Raw genomic sequence first — 14,382 nt, forward strand, 5'->3', positions numbered from 1 at the left:
TTGGCCCCCTGACGCGGGGGAAGGTGACGGCGGGCTTTCACATTTCCGTGTGCCCGCCGCCAGCCGGATCAGTCGGCGCCGAAGACCCGGGCGAAGATCGTGTCGACGTGTTTGGTGTGATAGCCGATGTCGAACTTCTCTTCGATCTCGGCCGGTGACAGGGCGGCGGTGACTTCGGGATCGGCCAGAAGCTCGGTCTTGAAATCGGCGCCCTGTTCCCAGACCTTCATCGCGTTGCGCTGCACCAGTTTATAGCTGTCCTCGCGCGAAACACCCGCCTGGGTGAGGGCGAGGAGCACGCGCTGGCTCATCACCAGCCCGCGGAACTTGTTCATGTTGGCCAGCATGTTGTCGGGATAGATCACCAGCTTGTCGATCATGCCGGTCAGCCGGGCCAGGGCGAAATCCAGCGTCACCGTGGTGTCGGGGCCGATGTTGCGTTCGACCGATGAATGGGAAATATCGCGTTCGTGCCAGAGGGTCACGTTCTCCATCGCCGGCACCACCGCCATGCGCACGAGGCGGGCGAGGCCGGTGAGGTTTTCGCTCAGCACCGGGTTGCGCTTGTGGGGCATCGCGCTGGAGCCCTTCTGGCCCTTGGAGAAGAACTCTTCGGCCTCCAGAACCTCGGTGCGCTGCATGTGGCGCACTTCGGTGGCGATGTTCTCGATGCTGCTGCCGATGACGCCGAGGGTGGCGAAGAAGGCGGCATGGCGGTCGCGCGGGATGACCTGGGTGCTGATCGGCTCGGGCGTCAGACCCATCTGTTCGCAGACATGTTCCTCGACCGCCGGATCGATGTTGGCGAAGGTGCCGACGGCGCCGGAAATCGCGCCGGTGGCCACCTCGGCGCGGGCTGCGCGCAGGCGGGTGCGGTTGCGGTCCATCTCGGCGTAGAAACGCGCGAAGGTCAGGCCCATGGTGGTGGGTTCGGCGTGAATGCCGTGGGACCGGCCGATGCGCACCGTGTCCTTGTGTTCGATCGCCCGGCGCTTCAGGGCCGCCAGCAGATCGTCGAGATCGGCCAGCAGGATGTCGGCGGCGCGCACCAGTTGCACGTTGAAGGTGGTGTCGAGCACATCGGAGCTGGTCATGCCCTGGTGGACGAACCGCGCCTCCTTCTCGCCGATGATCTCGGCCAGGTGGGTGAGGAAGGCGATCACGTCATGCTTGGTCACCGCCTCGATCTCGTCGATGCGGGCGACGTCGAATTCCACGTCCTTGGCCTTCCAGACGGCGGCGGCGCTTTCGGCCGGGATCACGCCCAGCTTGGCCTGGGCGTCGCAGGCATGCGCCTCGATCTCGTACCAGATGCGGAACTTGCTGGCGGGGGACCAGATGGCAACCATGTCGGGGCGGGAATAACGGGGGATCATCGTGGGGCCTTTCCGGGGTGGAACTGGGGTTGGCGCGGTCTTAGACTGCACGGGCACGGGCGGCAAGGGAGCGGTGGAATGCTTGGCAAGACGATCACGCTGGCCGATTTCACCGGAAGCTGGACCCTGACCCGCCAGATCGACGACAGCCGCAACGCCACCCGCGCCAACCTGGAGGGGCTGGCCCGATTCATCGGCGATGGTGCGGGGTTGCGATACGACGAAGCCGGCACGCTGCGCCTTCCGGGGCAGGCCCCGGTGCAGGCAAGGCGGCGCTATCACTGGCGGGCCGAGTCGGGCGCGATCGTCGTTTTCTTCGAGGACGGGCGGCCCTTTCACCGGTTCGACCCTGCCGACAGTGCGCCGGGCGACACCCACCTTTGCACGCCTGATACCTATGTCGTGCGCTATGATTTCAGCCGCTGGCCCAGGTGGACAAGCCATTGGCAGGTCAACGGGCCGCGCAAGGCATATGCGATGACCTCGCTCTATGAGCCTTGCGATACCGCCTTCGCTGGTGCAGAAACAGCGGAACGGACATTATCGGAGGGACCATGAACATGGCCGACACGACAACTGACCGGGTGCTGATCGAGGCCATCGGCCCTTCGCAAGGCACCCTTTTGCGGATCAAGCAGGTGGTTCTGGTGATCGCAGGTATCGCCGCGCTGGCGGTGATGGCCAAGATCAAGGTGCCGGTGCCCGGCAGCCCCGTGGCCATCGGCATGGGCACCTTCGCGGTGCTGTCGATCGCGGCGGCCTATGGCCCGCGCCTGGGGCTTACGACGATCCTGGGCTACATGCTTGTCGGCGCGCTTGGCTTTGACATCTTCCAAAGCTCGACCGCCGAGCTGAGCGGTTTCGCCTACATGACCGGCAGCACCGGCGGCTATCTGGTGGGCTATGTGCTGGCGACGCTGGCCATGGGCCTTCTGGCCCGCCAGGGGTGGGACAGATCGGCCGGGCGCATGGCAATTGCCATGCTGATCGGCAATGCGATCATCTATGTGCCGGGCCTGCTGTGGCTGGGGCAGATCTATGGCTGGGATCAGCCGATCCTGGCCTGGGGCCTCACGCCCTTCCTGCTGGGCGATGCGCTGAAACTGGCGCTGGCGGCGGTGGTTCTGCCGGGCCTTTGGGCGCTGGTCGGGCGCGCGCGCGGCTGACACCCCTGACACGCCGGATCATTTGATGCGAAACGGGGCGTGGCCAGGGCTGCGCCCCTTTTTCGTGGGACGGCGCCAAGGGCGAACTGTCGGAGCCTCCGGCGGGAGTATTTCGGGCAAGAAAGAGGGGGGCGAAACGAGAAACGGGCAAGCGTCGTGGCCTGCCCGTTTCATATAAGTGCTGGTCTGGTCTGGTGGCCTGGGGCGGTTTCAGGCCCCATAGACGGCACGTTCGGCGATCTTGCGCGCGTCGCCGGGATAGATCCCCAGATCAAGCGCCACGTCGAGCGGCAGTGCCGAGATTTCGGCGACGGTGCGGCGGTAGGCGGCCCGTTTGGCGGCGGCGTTGCGCAGGGCGTTGTAAAAGCTCATCTTCTGTTCCTTCCGGTTCTGGTGTTGCGGGGCTTGTCACCCACGCCCCCTAGATGGACCCGATGTTAGCGCCCCACAACCGACGATTCCGGAAGGGTGCCATGCGGTTTCTGCAACGCAGCGAATGGTGGCCCCGGCGCCCCTTAAACCGGGAAGCGGATGCAAAAAGGGGCGCCTCTTGGCGCCCCTTTGCGGTGTAGTGCGGTGAGCGGATCTGGCTCAGATCAGCTTGCCCATGGCGACGGCCGTGTCGGCCATGCGGTTCGAGAAGCCCCATTCGTTGTCGTACCAGGACAGGATGCGCACCATGTTGCCGTCCAGAACCTTGGTCTGGTCCATGTGGAAGACCGAGGAATGCGGATCGTGGTTGAAATCGCTGCTGACCAGCGGCTCGTCTGTGTAGCCCAGCACGTTCTTGAGCGGGCCATCGGCGGCGGCGCGGATGGCGTCGTTGATTTCCTCGACAGTGGTGGCGCGCGCGGCCTCGAAGGTCAGATCGACGACCGAGACATTGGGGGTGGGCACGCGGATCGCCACACCGTCAAGCTTGCCGTTCAGCTCGGGGAGGACCAGACCCACGGCCTTGGCAGCACCGGTCGATGTGGGGATCATCGACAGCGCGGCGGCGCGGGCGCGATAGAGATCCTTGTGCATGGTGTCCAGCGTCGGCTGATCGCCGGTATAGCTGTGGATCGTGGTCATGAAGCCCTTGGTGATGCCCACGGTATCGTTCAGCACCTTGGCCACCGGCGACAGGCAGTTGGTGGTGCAGGAGGCATTGGAGACGATCAGGTCATCGGCGGTCAGCGTGTCGTGGTTGACGCCGTAAACGATGGTCTTGTCGGCGTCGGTGCCGGGGGCCGAGATCAGCACCCGCTTGGCACCGGTGGAAAGATGCGCCTGGCACTTTTCCTTGCTGGTGAAGATGCCGGTGCATTCCATGATGATGTCAACATCGCCCCAGGGCAGGTCGGCGGGGTTGCGGATGGCAGTCACCTTCATCGGGCCACGGCCGACGTCGATGGTATCTTCGGTGGTGGTCACCTTGGCGGGGAAACGGCCATGGACCGAGTCATAGCGCAGCAGGTGGGCGTTGGTTTCCACCGGCCCCAGATCGTTGATCGCGACCACTTCGATATCGGTGCGGCCCGATTCGATGATCCCGCGCAATACGTTTCGCCCGATCCGGCCGAATCCGTTGATGGCAACTTTGACGGTCATTGCAGTTCTCCTGTGGTGTTTCGGTTCGCGTTGGGGGCCGAATGGCAGGCGCGGCGCCCGGTTGGCAATGGTGTTGGCGCTAACATGTTGAATTTTCCCGAAAGGTCAACCGTGGCGCAGGGCGCTTAGCGCCAGAACGCGACATGTTGAACAAGATCGACAAACTTGCGCCCCAGAAACACGATCATTCCGGCGTCGAGCCAGATGTCGAGGCCGATCAGCGCCAAGATCAGCGCGCCAAGCCCGATGGCGATGCCATTGGTCATTCTGTCACCCCGGGCAGGCCCGGACCCTTCGTTGCGGCCCGTGGCCCCTTGCCGCGCAACATGGCAGAAGCGCGATTGCGGGCCAAGGGGCAAGAACGGCTTGTCTGTCGGGCCCGGGGGGCGCAGGGTTGCGTGGAGGTCAGGAGAGGGCGAGGCCATGCATCGAATGCTGGATCTGCTGGGGCGCTGCCTGCTGGCGCTGTTGTTCCTGGGGGGCGCGGCGCAGAAGGCGGGCGATCCCGGGTCGGTCATGCAGCTTCTGGCGGCCAAGGGCCTGCCCGAATGGCTGGTCTGGCCTGCGCTGGCCTATAACGCTCTGGCCGGTGTCATGCTGATTGCCGGCTGGTGGCTGGGGCCGCTTGCCCTGTCGCTGGCCGCCTATTGCATCTTCACAAGCTGGTTTCACTTCCTGCCCGACGATCCCTGGCAGATGACGATCTTCGTGAAGAACTGGGCCATTGCGGGCGGTTTCCTGGTGCTGGCGGGGGCACATCTGCCGCGTCATGCGGCGGGGCGTTGAAAATCCTGCTTCACTTTTCCGATCAGCCTTATAATGTCGCCATCTTGCGGAAACCAGGTGAAGATTCATGATTGCCGATCCCCATCCCCTTCAGTCCGAAAGGCTGGACGCCCTGAACAGCTATGACGTGCTGGATTCGGCGCGCGAAAAGGATTTCGACGATGTGGTGCAACTGGCCTCGGTGCTGTGCGGCACGCCCATTTCGGTCGTCAACCTGATCGACGCCGACCGGCAGTGGTTCAAGGCCGAGGTGGGCCTTGGCGTGCGGGAAACGCCGCTGGAAACCTCGATCTGTTCCCATGCGATCCTGGAGGATTCCTTCGTCGAAATCCCCGATACGCTGGCCGATATCCGCATGCGCGACAACGCGCTGTGCCTTGGCGATCCGGGGCTGCGATTCTATGCCGGTGCGCAGTTGATCACCGAAGAGGGGTTGCCCATCGGCACCCTCTGCGTGCTGGACTACGCGCCGCGCCAACTGACCGAGACGCAGCGCCAGGCGCTGACGGTGCTGGCCCGCCAGGTGATGAAGCAGCTTGAGCTGCGCCGGGCACTGAAACAGGCCGAGGTGCTGCGCCACGAGGTCGATCACCGGGTCAAGAATTCGTTGCAGTCAGTGGCCTCTCTGACCCGGCTTCAGGCGCGCTCGGGCGTGTCGGACGAGGTAAAGCGCGCGCTTGAGGTGGTGATCCAGCGGATCGAAAGCGTCGCCGCGCTGCACGATCAGATGTATCGCACCAACGCCTCGGACCGGGTGGACCTGGGTGAATACATGACCAACGTCGTGGGTTCGCTCGCCTCGATCTGCCCCGATGGCGTGTCGCTGGATGTGGATGTTGCGGGCGCGATGGTCACATCGAAGCGGGCGGCGGCTGTGGCTGTCGTCGTCAATGAATTCGTGCAGAACGCGCTGGACCATGCCTTCCCCGAGGGTCAAGGTGCGATCCGCGTGAGCGGCGGGCCGGACGGGCAGGGCGCATTTGCCCTGCGGATGGAGGACGACGGCGTGGGCTTCCCGTTGAATCACAGCCGCCCCGGCGGTCTGGGCCTTGCGGTGATCGACGCCTCGGCCGACCAGTTGGGCGGGCAGTACGAACGCGAAGAGGTGGAGCGTGGAACGGCGGCGGTGCTGCGGTTCGCACTTTAGGGACGACGCGAAACGCCCTTCTGCAGGTAGCTACAGCGCCTTGCGGAAATAGACGACCCGCTGGGTTTCCTCGAACCCCAGTGCCGCGTGAAAGGCATGGCTTTCGACATTGTCGAGATAGGCATCGGATGCCAGTTCGGTGCAGCCCTGTTCCCTTGCCCAGGCCCGGATCGCCGCAAGAAGGGCGCGCCCAAGACCCGCGCGCCGGTGTTCGGGGTGCACATAGATGCCTTCAAGAAAAGCGACCGGCGAGGTTTCGCAGCCGTTCACATAGTCATGGCGCAGGGCCACTTCCGCGAAGGCGCGCGCTTCGGTTTCCTCGGAGATTTCGATAAAGCCCGCACATTGGCCCTCGGGCCTGGCCAGCATCTGCGCGATTTCGGCGCGGTGTTCGTCATGCGGCGTTTCGGGCCAGAGCCTTGCGCGCAGTTCCAGCCATCCGTCGATATCAACAGCGGTCGCAATACGAACAGGCATGATCCTTCGCGCCCCTATTCTGGACGGGTGGGGTGTCGGGCGGCCCGCCTGGGCCGCCCGGCGTTGGGTCAGCCCAGCAGGGCCTTTACCTTGGCGACGGTCGCCTCGGCGGTGATGCCCATCTTCTCATAGACCACTTCGGCCGGGGCCGAGGCGCCAAAACCTTCCATGCCGACGAAATCGGCCTTTTCACGGCGGCCACGCTCGCCGAACAGCCAGGTGTCCCAGCCAAAGCGCACGCCGGCCTCAATCGCCACGCGGACGGGGCCTGCGGGCAGAACCTTGCGCCGGTACGCCTCGTCCTGCTGGGCGAACAGTTCCTGGCAGGGCATGGAGACGACGCGGGTGCCGATGCCTTCGGCCTCCAGCTTCTCGCGCGCCTCAAGCGCGATCGAGACTTCCGAGCCGGTGGCGATCAGGATCGCGCGCCGCTTCTCGCCCGCCTCGGCCAGGACATAGGCGCCCTTGGCGGTCAGGTTCGCCGTCTTGTGCTGGGTGCGCACGGTGGGCAGGCCCTGGCGCGACAGGGCCAGAACCGAAGGCGTGCTGTCGGTGGTCAGCGCCAGTTCCCAGGCCTCGGCGGTTTCGATGCTGTCGGCGGGGCGGAACACATGCATGTTCGGCGTGGCCCGCAGCATGGCCAGATGTTCGACCGGCTGGTGGGTCGGGCCGTCTTCGCCCAGGCCGATCGAATCGTGGGTCATCACGTAAACCGCCGGAACACCCATCAGCGCCGAAAGGCGCATGGCACCGCGGGCATAATCGGTGAAGCACATGAAGGTGCCGCCATAGGGGCGCACCCCACCATGCAGCGCCAGACCGTTCAGCGCCGCCGCCATGCCGTGTTCGCGGATGCCATAGTGGATATAACGCCCCTTGCGGTTGTCGGCGTCGAACACGCCCAGATCGGCCGTCAGGGTGTTGTTGCTGCCGGTCAGGTCGGCCGAGCCGCCGACGGTTTCGGGCATGATCGGGTTGACGACCTCAAGCACCATTTCGCTGCTCTTGCGGGTGGCGACCTTGGGGGCGCTTTCGCTCAGCTGCTTTTTCAGGGCACGGATGGTGCTGGACAGCTTCTTGGGCGCTTCCATGTCGTACATGCGGTTGAACAGCGCCTGGCGGTTGTCCGAAAGATCGGACAGGCGGGCCTGCCAATCCTTGAAGGCGGCGTCGCCACGGCTGCCCACGTCTTCCCACCACGATTTGATGTCCGAGGGGATTTCGAAGGGCGGATGGCTCCAGCCCCAGGTTTCGCGGGCGGCTTCGATCAGCTTGGGATCGGTCAGCGCGCCATGGCCCTTCGAGGTGTCCTGAGCGGTGGTGCCAAGGGCGATATGGGTCTTGCAGGCGATCATCGAGGGCTTGTCCGATGCCTTGGCGGCCTTGATCGCCGCGTCGATGGCTTCGGGATCGTGGCCATCGACCGCCTGGACATGCCAACCCGAGGCGGCAAAGCGCTGTTCCTGGTCGGTGCTGTCGGTCAGGCTGACCTTGCCGTCGATGGTGATGTCGTTGTTGTCCCAGAACACGATCAGCTTGCCCAGCTTCTGGTGACCGGCCAGGGCGATGGCCTCCTGGCTGACGCCCTCCATCAGGCAGCCGTCACCGGCGATGACATAGGTGTGGTGATCGACGATCTTCTTGCCGAAGCGGGCGCGCAGCACCTCTTCGGCGATGGCAAAGCCCACCGAATTGGCCAGACCCTGACCCAGGGGGCCGGTGGTGGTTTCGATGCCGGCGGCATGGCCGTATTCGGGATGGCCCGCGGTGATCGCGCCCCACTGGCGGAAATCCTTGATCTGTTCCAGCGTCATGTCGGCATAACCGGTCAGGTGCAAAAGACCGTAAAGCAGCATCGAGCCATGGCCCGCCGACAGGATGAACCGGTCACGGTCGGGCCAGTTGGGATTGGCGGCGCTGAACTTCAGGTGGCGCGAAAACAGCACGGTCGCCACGTCGGCCATGCCGATGGGCATTCCGGTATGGCCGGAATTGGCGGCGGCGACGGCATCCAGTGCCAGCGCGCGCAGGGCGGTGGAACGGTTCCAGTGGTCGGGCGCCTGGGCGCGCAGGGTGGCAATGTCCATGGGGTCTGTCCTATATGCATCTGATCAGGGCTGACCGGGTGATAGCAGCCCGTGGCACAAGTTCAAGCGTGGGCGCGGCCAAACCACGGCCTTTGGCGGGCTATTCGCAGGTTGGGGGCTGAAATCGGGTTTGACTTGGGTTTAAATAAGCCTGACGGCAGCAAGATCGATTCGCGGCACCACCGCGCAACAACAGGCAGAAACAAGGACCGATGTCATGAACGACATGAGTGAGCTGGAGCGCCGGATCTCCGCAGCGCTTGACCGGATTTCCACCCATGTGACCACGTTGCAGCGCCCCGCGCCCGCCCCCGAGGAGGAAGCGCAAGCGCCCGACGAGGATCTGCCCGCAGCCGCCGAGCTGATGGCCGACCTGGAAGCCGAACGCGCCGTCACCGCCCAGCTTGAGGAGCGGGTGCGCGCGATCAAGGAACGTCAGGACACCCGTGTCGCCGAACTGGAATCCAGCCTGGCCGCGGCGAAGGATCGGGTTGCCGCGCTGGAAGAGGAAAACGCCGCCCTGCGCGACGGCGACGGCGGCACGGCCGAGACGCCCGAAACCGCAGCCGAGGGCGAGGCCCTGCGCCGCGAACTGGCCGACCTGCGCGCCGAGCGCGAGGCCGAGCGCTCCGAGCTGGTGGCCCTGCTCGCCGAACTGCAACCCATCGTCGAGGAGAGCGCAAGTGCCTGAGATCAAGATCAATATCGGTGGCCGTACCTTCGATGTCGCCTGCCAGGAAGGCGAAGAACACTACCTGCAATCGGCGGCCCGGATGCTGGACGCCGAGGCGGCTGTCCTCGTCGGTCAGATCGGGCGCCTGCCCGAAAGCCGGATGTTGCTGATGGCCGGGCTGATGCTGGCCGACAAGACCGCCGGCATGGAGGAACAGGTGCGCGCCAGCGAACAGACTATCGCGGCACTTCAGGCCCAGCTGTCCGAGGCGCAGGCCCAGACCGAGGCGCTTCGCAATGCCCCCCCGCCCGAGGCCGAGCGGGTCGAAGTGCCGGTCATTCCGGCCTCGCTGGTTGAAACCATGGCCGAACTGGCCGCCCGGGCCGAGGCGATCGCCGACGATGCCGAGGAAAGGGCGACCGCATGATCCGCGGGCTGTGCCTTGCCCTCGGTCCGGTTCTGGCAGCCGGGGCCGCATGGGGCGATGTTTCCGTGGTGGAGTACACCTGTGACCGGGGCGCGGTGTTGTCCGTGGCCTATGTCACCGGTGGCGAGGATGACCTGGCGATCATGCCCGTCGAAGGGCAGCTGGTGGCGCTGGAGCGCGCTCAGTCGGGATCGGGGGTTCTTTATTCCCAGGTCGGGCGCGAGGATGGATACATCTGGTTCGCCAAGGGCGACGAGGCGCTTCTGGGGCATGGCGGGGTCGAAGGCACGACCATCCTGCCGGGGTGTCGCGCCGCCGAGTGACCTCGACGGCGCCAAATTGGTTCAGCCGTTGGCTTCGCGGATCTTGTCGGCGGCGTCCTTGTCGAAGGCCACGCCATTGTTCGCAAACAGGGTGTCGAGTTCGCCCGACAGCGTCATCTCGGTGATGATGTCGCAGCCGCCGACGAATTCGCCCTTGACGTAAAGCTGCGGAATGGTCGGCCAGTCGGAATAATCCTTGATGCCCTGGCGGATGCCTTCGTCGGCCAGCACGTTCACATCGGCGTATTGCACGCCCATGAAGTTCAGCACGCCCGCGACGCGGCTGGAAAAGCCGCACTGGGGCATTTCCTTGGTGCCCTTCATGAACAGAACCACGTCGTTGGTGGTGACGGTCTGCTTGATCTGGTCTTCAGCGCTCATGTTTCGTTGTCCTTCTTGCGGTCCTGGCGGGGGGTGCCCTTCAGGTAGGGGCGCAGCGCGCCCCAGGTGATCACTGCGACAAGGGCGATGGCGGCAAACAGCGGCCAGCCCTCGGTGAATAGGCTGCTCACGCGGTGTCCGGTGCCTTGGTGGTCAGGGCCAGCGCATGCAGCTCGCCGTTCGAGCCGTCCATCTTTCCCTTCAGCGCGGCATAGACGGCGCGCTGTTGCTGTACCCGGTTCATTCCGGCGAAGGATGCGTCCACCACCTCGGCGGCGTAATGGTTTCCGTCTCCGCGCAGATCGGTGATCGTGATCTTCGCATCGGGGAAGCTTTCGCGGATCAGGTCTTCGATGTCCTGGGCCTGCATTGCCATGGTCGGTGTCCTTTGCTGCTCGGGTGCAATCTATTGCGGAGCGGTTGGCGCTTCAAGGGCGGCGGTGTCGCGGGGCGAGGGCGCGGACCCTCCGGGGGGGATATTTGAAGACCAAAGATGCCAGGGGTTCAGCCCACCGCCGCGGCGAAGGCGCCACGATAGAGTTGCGACAGGGTTGCCAGCGGCGTGGCGGTGCCGCCCAGTTGCACGTCGTTGCCGCCGAAACGGCCCACGGTGGCAATGGGGATGCCCGCGCCATGGGCATAATGCATCAGCGCCTCGGCCGCATCGAAGCGGCAGGCGATCAGGTAGCGGGCCTGATCCTCGCCGAAGAGGAAGGCGGGATCGGCGCTGTCGAGCGTCACGCCGATGCCTGACGCCTCGGCCATCTCGAAGGCGGCGAGGGCAAGGCCGCCGTCGGAGAGGTCGGTGGCGGCGGTGATCCATTCGCGGTTGCGCAGAAGGAAAGCGGCATTGGCCTTTTCGGCGTCAAGGTCGACGGGCGGCGCGTCGCCCTCGGCACGGCCGAACATCTCGGCCAGCAGGGCGGATTGGCCAAGGTGGCCTTCTGTCGCGCCGATGAGGATGGCATAATCGCCCTCGGCCGGGGTGCCGGCGATCAGCTGGTCGGCGCTGTCGATCAGGCCCACCGCGCCGATGGTGGGGGTGGGCAGGATGCCGGTGCCGTCGGTTTCGTTGTAAAGTGACACGTTGCCCGACACGATGGGCATGTCGAGCGCGGCGCAGGCCGCGCCGATGCCGCGGATCGCGCCCACGAACTGGCCCATGATCTCGGGCTTTTCGGGATTGCCGAAGTTCAGGTTGTCGGTCGTGGCCAGGGGGCGGGCGCCGACGGCGACCAGGTTGCGGAAGGCTTCGGCGACGGCCTGCTTGCCGCCCGTTTCCGGGTTGGCCTTGACGTAGCGCGGCGTCACGTCCGAGGTGAAGGCCAGCAGCTTGGGGGTGCCGTGCACCCGCACGATGCCCGCCCCAAGGCCCGGCGCGCGCTGGGTGTCGGCCATCACCTGGGTGTCGTATTGTTCATAGACCCACTGTTTGCCCGCGTAGTTGGGCGATGTGATGAGCGCGCGCAGCCCCTCCATCGGGTCGATGTCGAGCGTTTCGGTAAAGGGCGTGGCGGGGGGCGTTTCCACCCAGGGGCGGTCGTATTCGGGCGCGGTGCCGGACAGGGCCTTGAGCGGCAGGTCGGCCTTCACTTCGCCGTTGTGCACGATCAGGAACCGGTCTTCGGCGATGGTTTCACCCACGACGGCGAAATCCAGATCCCATTTGTCGAAGACGGCCCTGGCTTCGGCCTCAAGCTCGGGCTTGAGGACCATCAGCATCCGTTCCTGGGATTCCGAGAGCATCATTTCATAGGCGGTCATCTGGTCTTCGCGCACCGGCACCTTTTCAAGGTCCAGCCGTACGCCGAGGTTGCCCTTGTCGCCCATCTCAACCGCCGAACAGGTCAGTCCCGCCGCACCCATGTCCTGGATCGAGATCACGGCGCCGGTGGCCATCAGCTCCATGCAGGCCTCCATCAGGCGCTTTTCGGTGAAGGGGTCGCCCACCTGCACCGTGGGGCGCTTTTCCTCGATGGTGTCGTCGAATTCGGCGCTGGCCATGGTGGCGCCGCCGACGCCGTCGCGCCCCGTCTTGGCGCCGAGGTACACCACCGGCATGCCCACGCCCGATGCGGCGGAATAGAAGATCGCGTCGGCATCGGCCAGGCCGGCGGCAAAGGCGTTGACCAGGCAATTGCCGTTGTAGGCCGCGTCGAACCGCACCTCGCCCCCGACGCAGGGCACACCGAAGCAGTTGCCATAGCCGCCGACACCGGCCACCACGCCATGCACCAGCTGCCGGGTCTTGGGGTGATCGGGCGTGCCGAAGGACAGCGCGTTCATGGCCGCGATGGGCCGCGCGCCCATGGTGAAGACATCGCGCAGGATGCCCCCCACGCCGGTGGCCGCGCCCTGGTAGGGTTCGATGTAGGAGGGGTGGTTGTGGCTTTCCATCTTGAACACCACCGCCTGGCCATCGCCGATATCGACAACGCCGGCGTTTTCACCGGGCCCGCAGATCACCTGGGGGCCGGTGGTGGGCAGGGTGCGCAGCCATTTCTTGGACGACTTGTAAGAACAATGTTCGTTCCACATGGCCGAGAAGATGCCGAGTTCGGTGAAGGTTGGTTCGCGCCCGATGATATCGAGGATGCGGGCATATTCTTCATCGTTCAGCCCGTGGGCGGCGATCAGGTCTTGAGTGATGGCTGGTTCTTGCATGGTCGTCTCCCCGCAGCGTTGGCACCTTCTAGACCGTGGCGGGAATGGGGGAAAGGGCCGGATCGGGCAATCCTTGCGGAGGTTGGCGGCAGGATGCGATCCGTTTCGCCGCCGCAACAGGTGGGCCTGCGATGAGGAGGGGCGTTTCGCAAAAAAAAGGCCGAGCTCAAAGGCTCGGCCAAGTCCAACAGGGAGGTAGAAGGCGATGGGCGCGAAGCGCTGCCGCCGCCTTCTGATGAGGCACCTATGCCCGCTAACATATCGTTTCAAGAACAATTCGCCTCGCCGGGTGCAAGCCGGATATGCACTGCGTGCATGGCTGAGGTCAGGGCCTAGGGATCGACTGAATACTTCAGCTTTTCGCGGTGCGCGGCCAGCTCATCGACGACGAAATCACGGAAGGCGTGGATGCGGCGCGATTGGCGCAATTCTTCGGGGTAGGCGAGGAAAACCGGCACCTCGGCGCTTTCGAAATCGGGCAGGACGCGCACCATGCGGGGAAAATCCTCGATCACGTAGTCGGGCAGAACCCCGATGCCCAAGCCCGACAGCACGGCCTGCAACACGCCGAAGTAGTTGTTCACCGTCAAAAGCGAAGGAATATCGTGGGTCAGCAGTTGCTGCACCATCATCGCCCCCGCGCTGACCTGCGCCGAGGTGGTGTTCTGACAGATCAGCCGGTGGGTGCCCAGATCCTCCTGCCGGGTCGGGGTGCCGTTGGCGGCAAGGTAATCGGGCGAGGCATAGAGGCGCATCTTCACGGTGAACAGGCGCTTGCGGATCAGGTCGGCCTGACTTGGCTCTTTCATGCGGATGGCGATGTCGGCTTCGCGCATGGGCAGATCGAGAACGTGTTCATCCAGGATCAGGTCGATCTTCAGATCGGGATACTTGGCGTAAAGCGCGGGCAGGCGCGGCGCCAGCCAGAGCGAACCGAAGCCGGTGGTGGTTGTCACCCGCAGCTCTCCGAAGACTTCCTCTTCGCTGTCCTTTATCCGTGCCGCCGCCGTATCCAGCCGCCGCGCCATGGCGCGTGTGGCATCGTGCAGCAGTTCGCCCTGTTCGGTGAGAATCAGCCCCCGCGCGTGGCGGTGAAACAGGGTGGTGTTCAGCGAATCCTCAAGCGCGCGAATCTGGCGGGAAACCGCCGATTGCGACAGGTGCAGCGAATCGCCCGCGTGGGTCAGGCTGCCCGCTTCGGCCACCGCGTGAAATATTCTGAGCTTGTCCCAGTCCATGAAATCCCCGATCCGCTGTTGTCAGCGCTAACGACTTGTCTCGT

Annotated in this window: 18 protein-coding genes; 7 read left to right on the forward strand and 11 right to left on the reverse strand. The window is 64.9% G+C overall.

Annotation, left to right across the window (positions count from 1 at the left end; translation table 11 throughout):
- Nucleotides 1-68: 68 nt before the first annotated feature.
- Entirely contained in the window at nucleotides 69-1,376 is a 1,308-nt protein-coding gene (purB, locus tag H7828_RS18645) for an adenylosuccinate lyase (protein WP_226782575.1), read from the reverse strand.
- A 78-nt stretch (nucleotides 1,377-1,454) separates the two neighbouring features.
- Between purB and H7828_RS18650 the strand changes: the two genes are divergently transcribed.
- Together H7828_RS18650 and H7828_RS18655 are read left to right on the forward strand one after the other, a co-directional pair.
- Entirely contained in the window at nucleotides 1,455-1,934 is a 480-nt protein-coding gene (locus H7828_RS18650; RefSeq protein WP_226782576.1) for a DUF6314 family protein, read from the forward strand.
- A gap of 2 nt (nucleotides 1,935-1,936) precedes the next feature.
- Nucleotides 1,937-2,542, forward strand: coding sequence for a biotin transporter BioY (locus H7828_RS18655; protein WP_226782577.1), 606 nt, complete (start codon nucleotides 1,937-1,939; stop codon nucleotides 2,540-2,542).
- 210 nt (nucleotides 2,543-2,752) lie between these two features.
- Here the strand turns inward: H7828_RS18655 and H7828_RS18660 are convergent, their stop codons facing one another.
- From H7828_RS18660 to H7828_RS18670, 3 genes are all read right to left on the reverse strand, one after another.
- Nucleotides 2,753-2,914: a hypothetical protein gene (locus tag H7828_RS18660; protein WP_226782578.1), complete on the reverse strand. Its 162-nt coding sequence runs from the start codon at nucleotides 2,912-2,914 to the stop codon at nucleotides 2,753-2,755.
- 219 nt (nucleotides 2,915-3,133) lie between these two features.
- Complete coding sequence (gene gap, locus H7828_RS18665; protein WP_226782579.1) at nucleotides 3,134-4,135, reverse strand: type I glyceraldehyde-3-phosphate dehydrogenase; 1,002 nt, start codon at nucleotides 4,133-4,135, stop codon at nucleotides 3,134-3,136.
- A gap of 125 nt (nucleotides 4,136-4,260) precedes the next feature.
- On the reverse strand, nucleotides 4,261-4,401 hold the full coding sequence (locus tag H7828_RS18670; RefSeq protein WP_226782580.1) for a hypothetical protein: 141 nt from the start codon (nucleotides 4,399-4,401) through the stop codon (nucleotides 4,261-4,263).
- Between the two features lie 157 nt (nucleotides 4,402-4,558).
- Between H7828_RS18670 and H7828_RS18675 the strand changes: the two genes are divergently transcribed.
- Nucleotides 4,559-4,921 carry a DoxX family protein gene (locus H7828_RS18675; RefSeq protein WP_226782581.1) on the forward strand — a complete coding sequence of 121 codons (363 nt, stop codon included), beginning with the start codon at nucleotides 4,559-4,561 and terminating at the stop codon, nucleotides 4,919-4,921.
- A gap of 67 nt (nucleotides 4,922-4,988) precedes the next feature.
- Nucleotides 4,989-6,068: a sensor histidine kinase gene (locus tag H7828_RS18680; RefSeq protein WP_226782582.1), complete on the forward strand. Its 1,080-nt coding sequence runs from the start codon at nucleotides 4,989-4,991 to the stop codon at nucleotides 6,066-6,068.
- Nucleotides 6,069-6,098: 30 nt separating this feature from the next.
- Here the strand turns inward: H7828_RS18680 and aac(6') are convergent, their stop codons facing one another.
- The gene (aac(6'), locus tag H7828_RS18685; RefSeq protein WP_226782583.1) at nucleotides 6,099-6,545 is read right to left on the reverse strand and encodes an aminoglycoside 6'-N-acetyltransferase; all 447 of its coding nucleotides are present in this window, start codon (nucleotides 6,543-6,545) and stop codon (nucleotides 6,099-6,101) included.
- A 68-nt stretch (nucleotides 6,546-6,613) separates the two neighbouring features.
- Nucleotides 6,614-8,632, reverse strand: a complete 2,019-nt coding sequence (gene tkt / locus H7828_RS18690) for a transketolase (RefSeq protein WP_226782584.1) — start codon at nucleotides 8,630-8,632, stop codon at nucleotides 6,614-6,616.
- Between the two features lie 217 nt (nucleotides 8,633-8,849).
- On the opposite strand from tkt, the gene H7828_RS18695 reads away from it, so the two are divergent.
- The 3 genes from H7828_RS18695 to H7828_RS18705 are packed head-to-tail and all read left to right on the forward strand — an operon-like array spanning nucleotide 8,850 to nucleotide 10,055.
- A complete protein-coding gene (locus H7828_RS18695; RefSeq protein ID WP_226782585.1) occupies nucleotides 8,850-9,323 on the forward strand; it encodes a hypothetical protein in 474 nt (157 codons plus the stop codon).
- Complete coding sequence (locus tag H7828_RS18700) at nucleotides 9,316-9,732, forward strand: cell division protein ZapA (RefSeq protein ID WP_226782586.1); 417 nt, start codon at nucleotides 9,316-9,318, stop codon at nucleotides 9,730-9,732. The genes H7828_RS18695 and H7828_RS18700 overlap by 8 nt, the downstream gene beginning before the upstream one ends.
- Nucleotides 9,729-10,055 (forward strand): MliC family protein, encoded by a 327-nt coding sequence (locus H7828_RS18705; RefSeq protein ID WP_226782587.1) that lies wholly within the window; start codon nucleotides 9,729-9,731, stop codon nucleotides 10,053-10,055. The genes H7828_RS18700 and H7828_RS18705 overlap by 4 nt, the downstream gene beginning before the upstream one ends.
- 21 nt (nucleotides 10,056-10,076) lie before the next feature.
- On the opposite strand, the gene grxD is transcribed toward H7828_RS18705, so the two are convergent.
- The 5 genes from grxD to H7828_RS18725 all read right to left on the reverse strand — a co-directional run bounded on the left by grxD (nucleotide 10,077) and on the right by H7828_RS18725 (nucleotide 14,338).
- A complete protein-coding gene (gene grxD / locus H7828_RS18710; protein WP_226782588.1) occupies nucleotides 10,077-10,436 on the reverse strand; it encodes a Grx4 family monothiol glutaredoxin in 360 nt (119 codons plus the stop codon).
- Nucleotides 10,433-10,567, reverse strand: a complete 135-nt coding sequence (locus H7828_RS22880) for a hypothetical protein (RefSeq protein WP_281070782.1) — start codon at nucleotides 10,565-10,567, stop codon at nucleotides 10,433-10,435. Before H7828_RS22880 ends, grxD begins: the two co-directional genes overlap by 4 nt.
- Nucleotides 10,564-10,812 carry a BolA family protein gene (locus H7828_RS18715; RefSeq protein WP_226782589.1) on the reverse strand — a complete coding sequence of 83 codons (249 nt, stop codon included), beginning with the start codon at nucleotides 10,810-10,812 and terminating at the stop codon, nucleotides 10,564-10,566. The genes H7828_RS22880 and H7828_RS18715 overlap by 4 nt, the downstream gene beginning before the upstream one ends.
- A 128-nt stretch (nucleotides 10,813-10,940) precedes the next feature.
- Nucleotides 10,941-13,100: a phosphoribosylformylglycinamidine synthase subunit PurL gene (gene purL, locus H7828_RS18720; protein ID WP_226782590.1), complete on the reverse strand. Its 2,160-nt coding sequence runs from the start codon at nucleotides 13,098-13,100 to the stop codon at nucleotides 10,941-10,943.
- Nucleotides 13,101-13,432: 332 nt separating this feature from the next.
- A complete protein-coding gene (locus tag H7828_RS18725) occupies nucleotides 13,433-14,338 on the reverse strand; it encodes a LysR family transcriptional regulator (RefSeq protein WP_226782591.1) in 906 nt (301 codons plus the stop codon).
- Nucleotides 14,339-14,382 lie beyond the last annotated feature (44 nt).

The sequence above is a fragment of the Oceaniglobus trochenteri genome, assembly GCF_020529025.1.
In the GTDB taxonomy this organism is placed as follows: Bacteria; Pseudomonadota; Alphaproteobacteria; order Rhodobacterales; family Rhodobacteraceae; genus Oceaniglobus; species Oceaniglobus trochenteri.

What these genes read in the sequence shown, in the direction of transcription:
- purB (WP_226782575.1), bottom strand. Translation starts at nt 1,376, where the DNA reads ATGATCCCCCGTTATTCCCGCCCCGACATGGTTGCCATCTGGTCCCCC.
- H7828_RS18650 (WP_226782576.1), top strand. Translation starts at nt 1,455, where the DNA reads ATGCTTGGCAAGACGATCACGCTGGCCGATTTCACCGGAAGCTGGACC.
- H7828_RS18655 (WP_226782577.1), top strand. Translation starts at nt 1,937, where the DNA reads ATGGCCGACACGACAACTGACCGGGTGCTGATCGAGGCCATCGGCCCT.
- H7828_RS18660 (WP_226782578.1), bottom strand. Translation starts at nt 2,914, where the DNA reads ATGAGCTTTTACAACGCCCTGCGCAACGCCGCCGCCAAACGGGCCGCC.
- gap (WP_226782579.1), bottom strand. Translation starts at nt 4,135, where the DNA reads ATGACCGTCAAAGTTGCCATCAACGGATTCGGCCGGATCGGGCGAAAC.
- H7828_RS18670 (WP_226782580.1), bottom strand. Translation starts at nt 4,401, where the DNA reads ATGACCAATGGCATCGCCATCGGGCTTGGCGCGCTGATCTTGGCGCTG.
- H7828_RS18675 (WP_226782581.1), top strand. Translation starts at nt 4,559, where the DNA reads ATGCATCGAATGCTGGATCTGCTGGGGCGCTGCCTGCTGGCGCTGTTG.
- H7828_RS18680 (WP_226782582.1), top strand. Translation starts at nt 4,989, where the DNA reads ATGATTGCCGATCCCCATCCCCTTCAGTCCGAAAGGCTGGACGCCCTG.
- tkt (WP_226782584.1), bottom strand. Translation starts at nt 8,632, where the DNA reads ATGGACATTGCCACCCTGCGCGCCCAGGCGCCCGACCACTGGAACCGT.
- H7828_RS18695 (WP_226782585.1), top strand. Translation starts at nt 8,850, where the DNA reads ATGAACGACATGAGTGAGCTGGAGCGCCGGATCTCCGCAGCGCTTGAC.
- H7828_RS18705 (WP_226782587.1), top strand. Translation starts at nt 9,729, where the DNA reads ATGATCCGCGGGCTGTGCCTTGCCCTCGGTCCGGTTCTGGCAGCCGGG.
- grxD (WP_226782588.1), bottom strand. Translation starts at nt 10,436, where the DNA reads ATGAGCGCTGAAGACCAGATCAAGCAGACCGTCACCACCAACGACGTG.
- H7828_RS18715 (WP_226782589.1), bottom strand. Translation starts at nt 10,812, where the DNA reads ATGGCAATGCAGGCCCAGGACATCGAAGACCTGATCCGCGAAAGCTTC.
- purL (WP_226782590.1), bottom strand. Translation starts at nt 13,100, where the DNA reads ATGCAAGAACCAGCCATCACTCAAGACCTGATCGCCGCCCACGGGCTG.
- H7828_RS18725 (WP_226782591.1), bottom strand. Translation starts at nt 14,338, where the DNA reads ATGGACTGGGACAAGCTCAGAATATTTCACGCGGTGGCCGAAGCGGGC.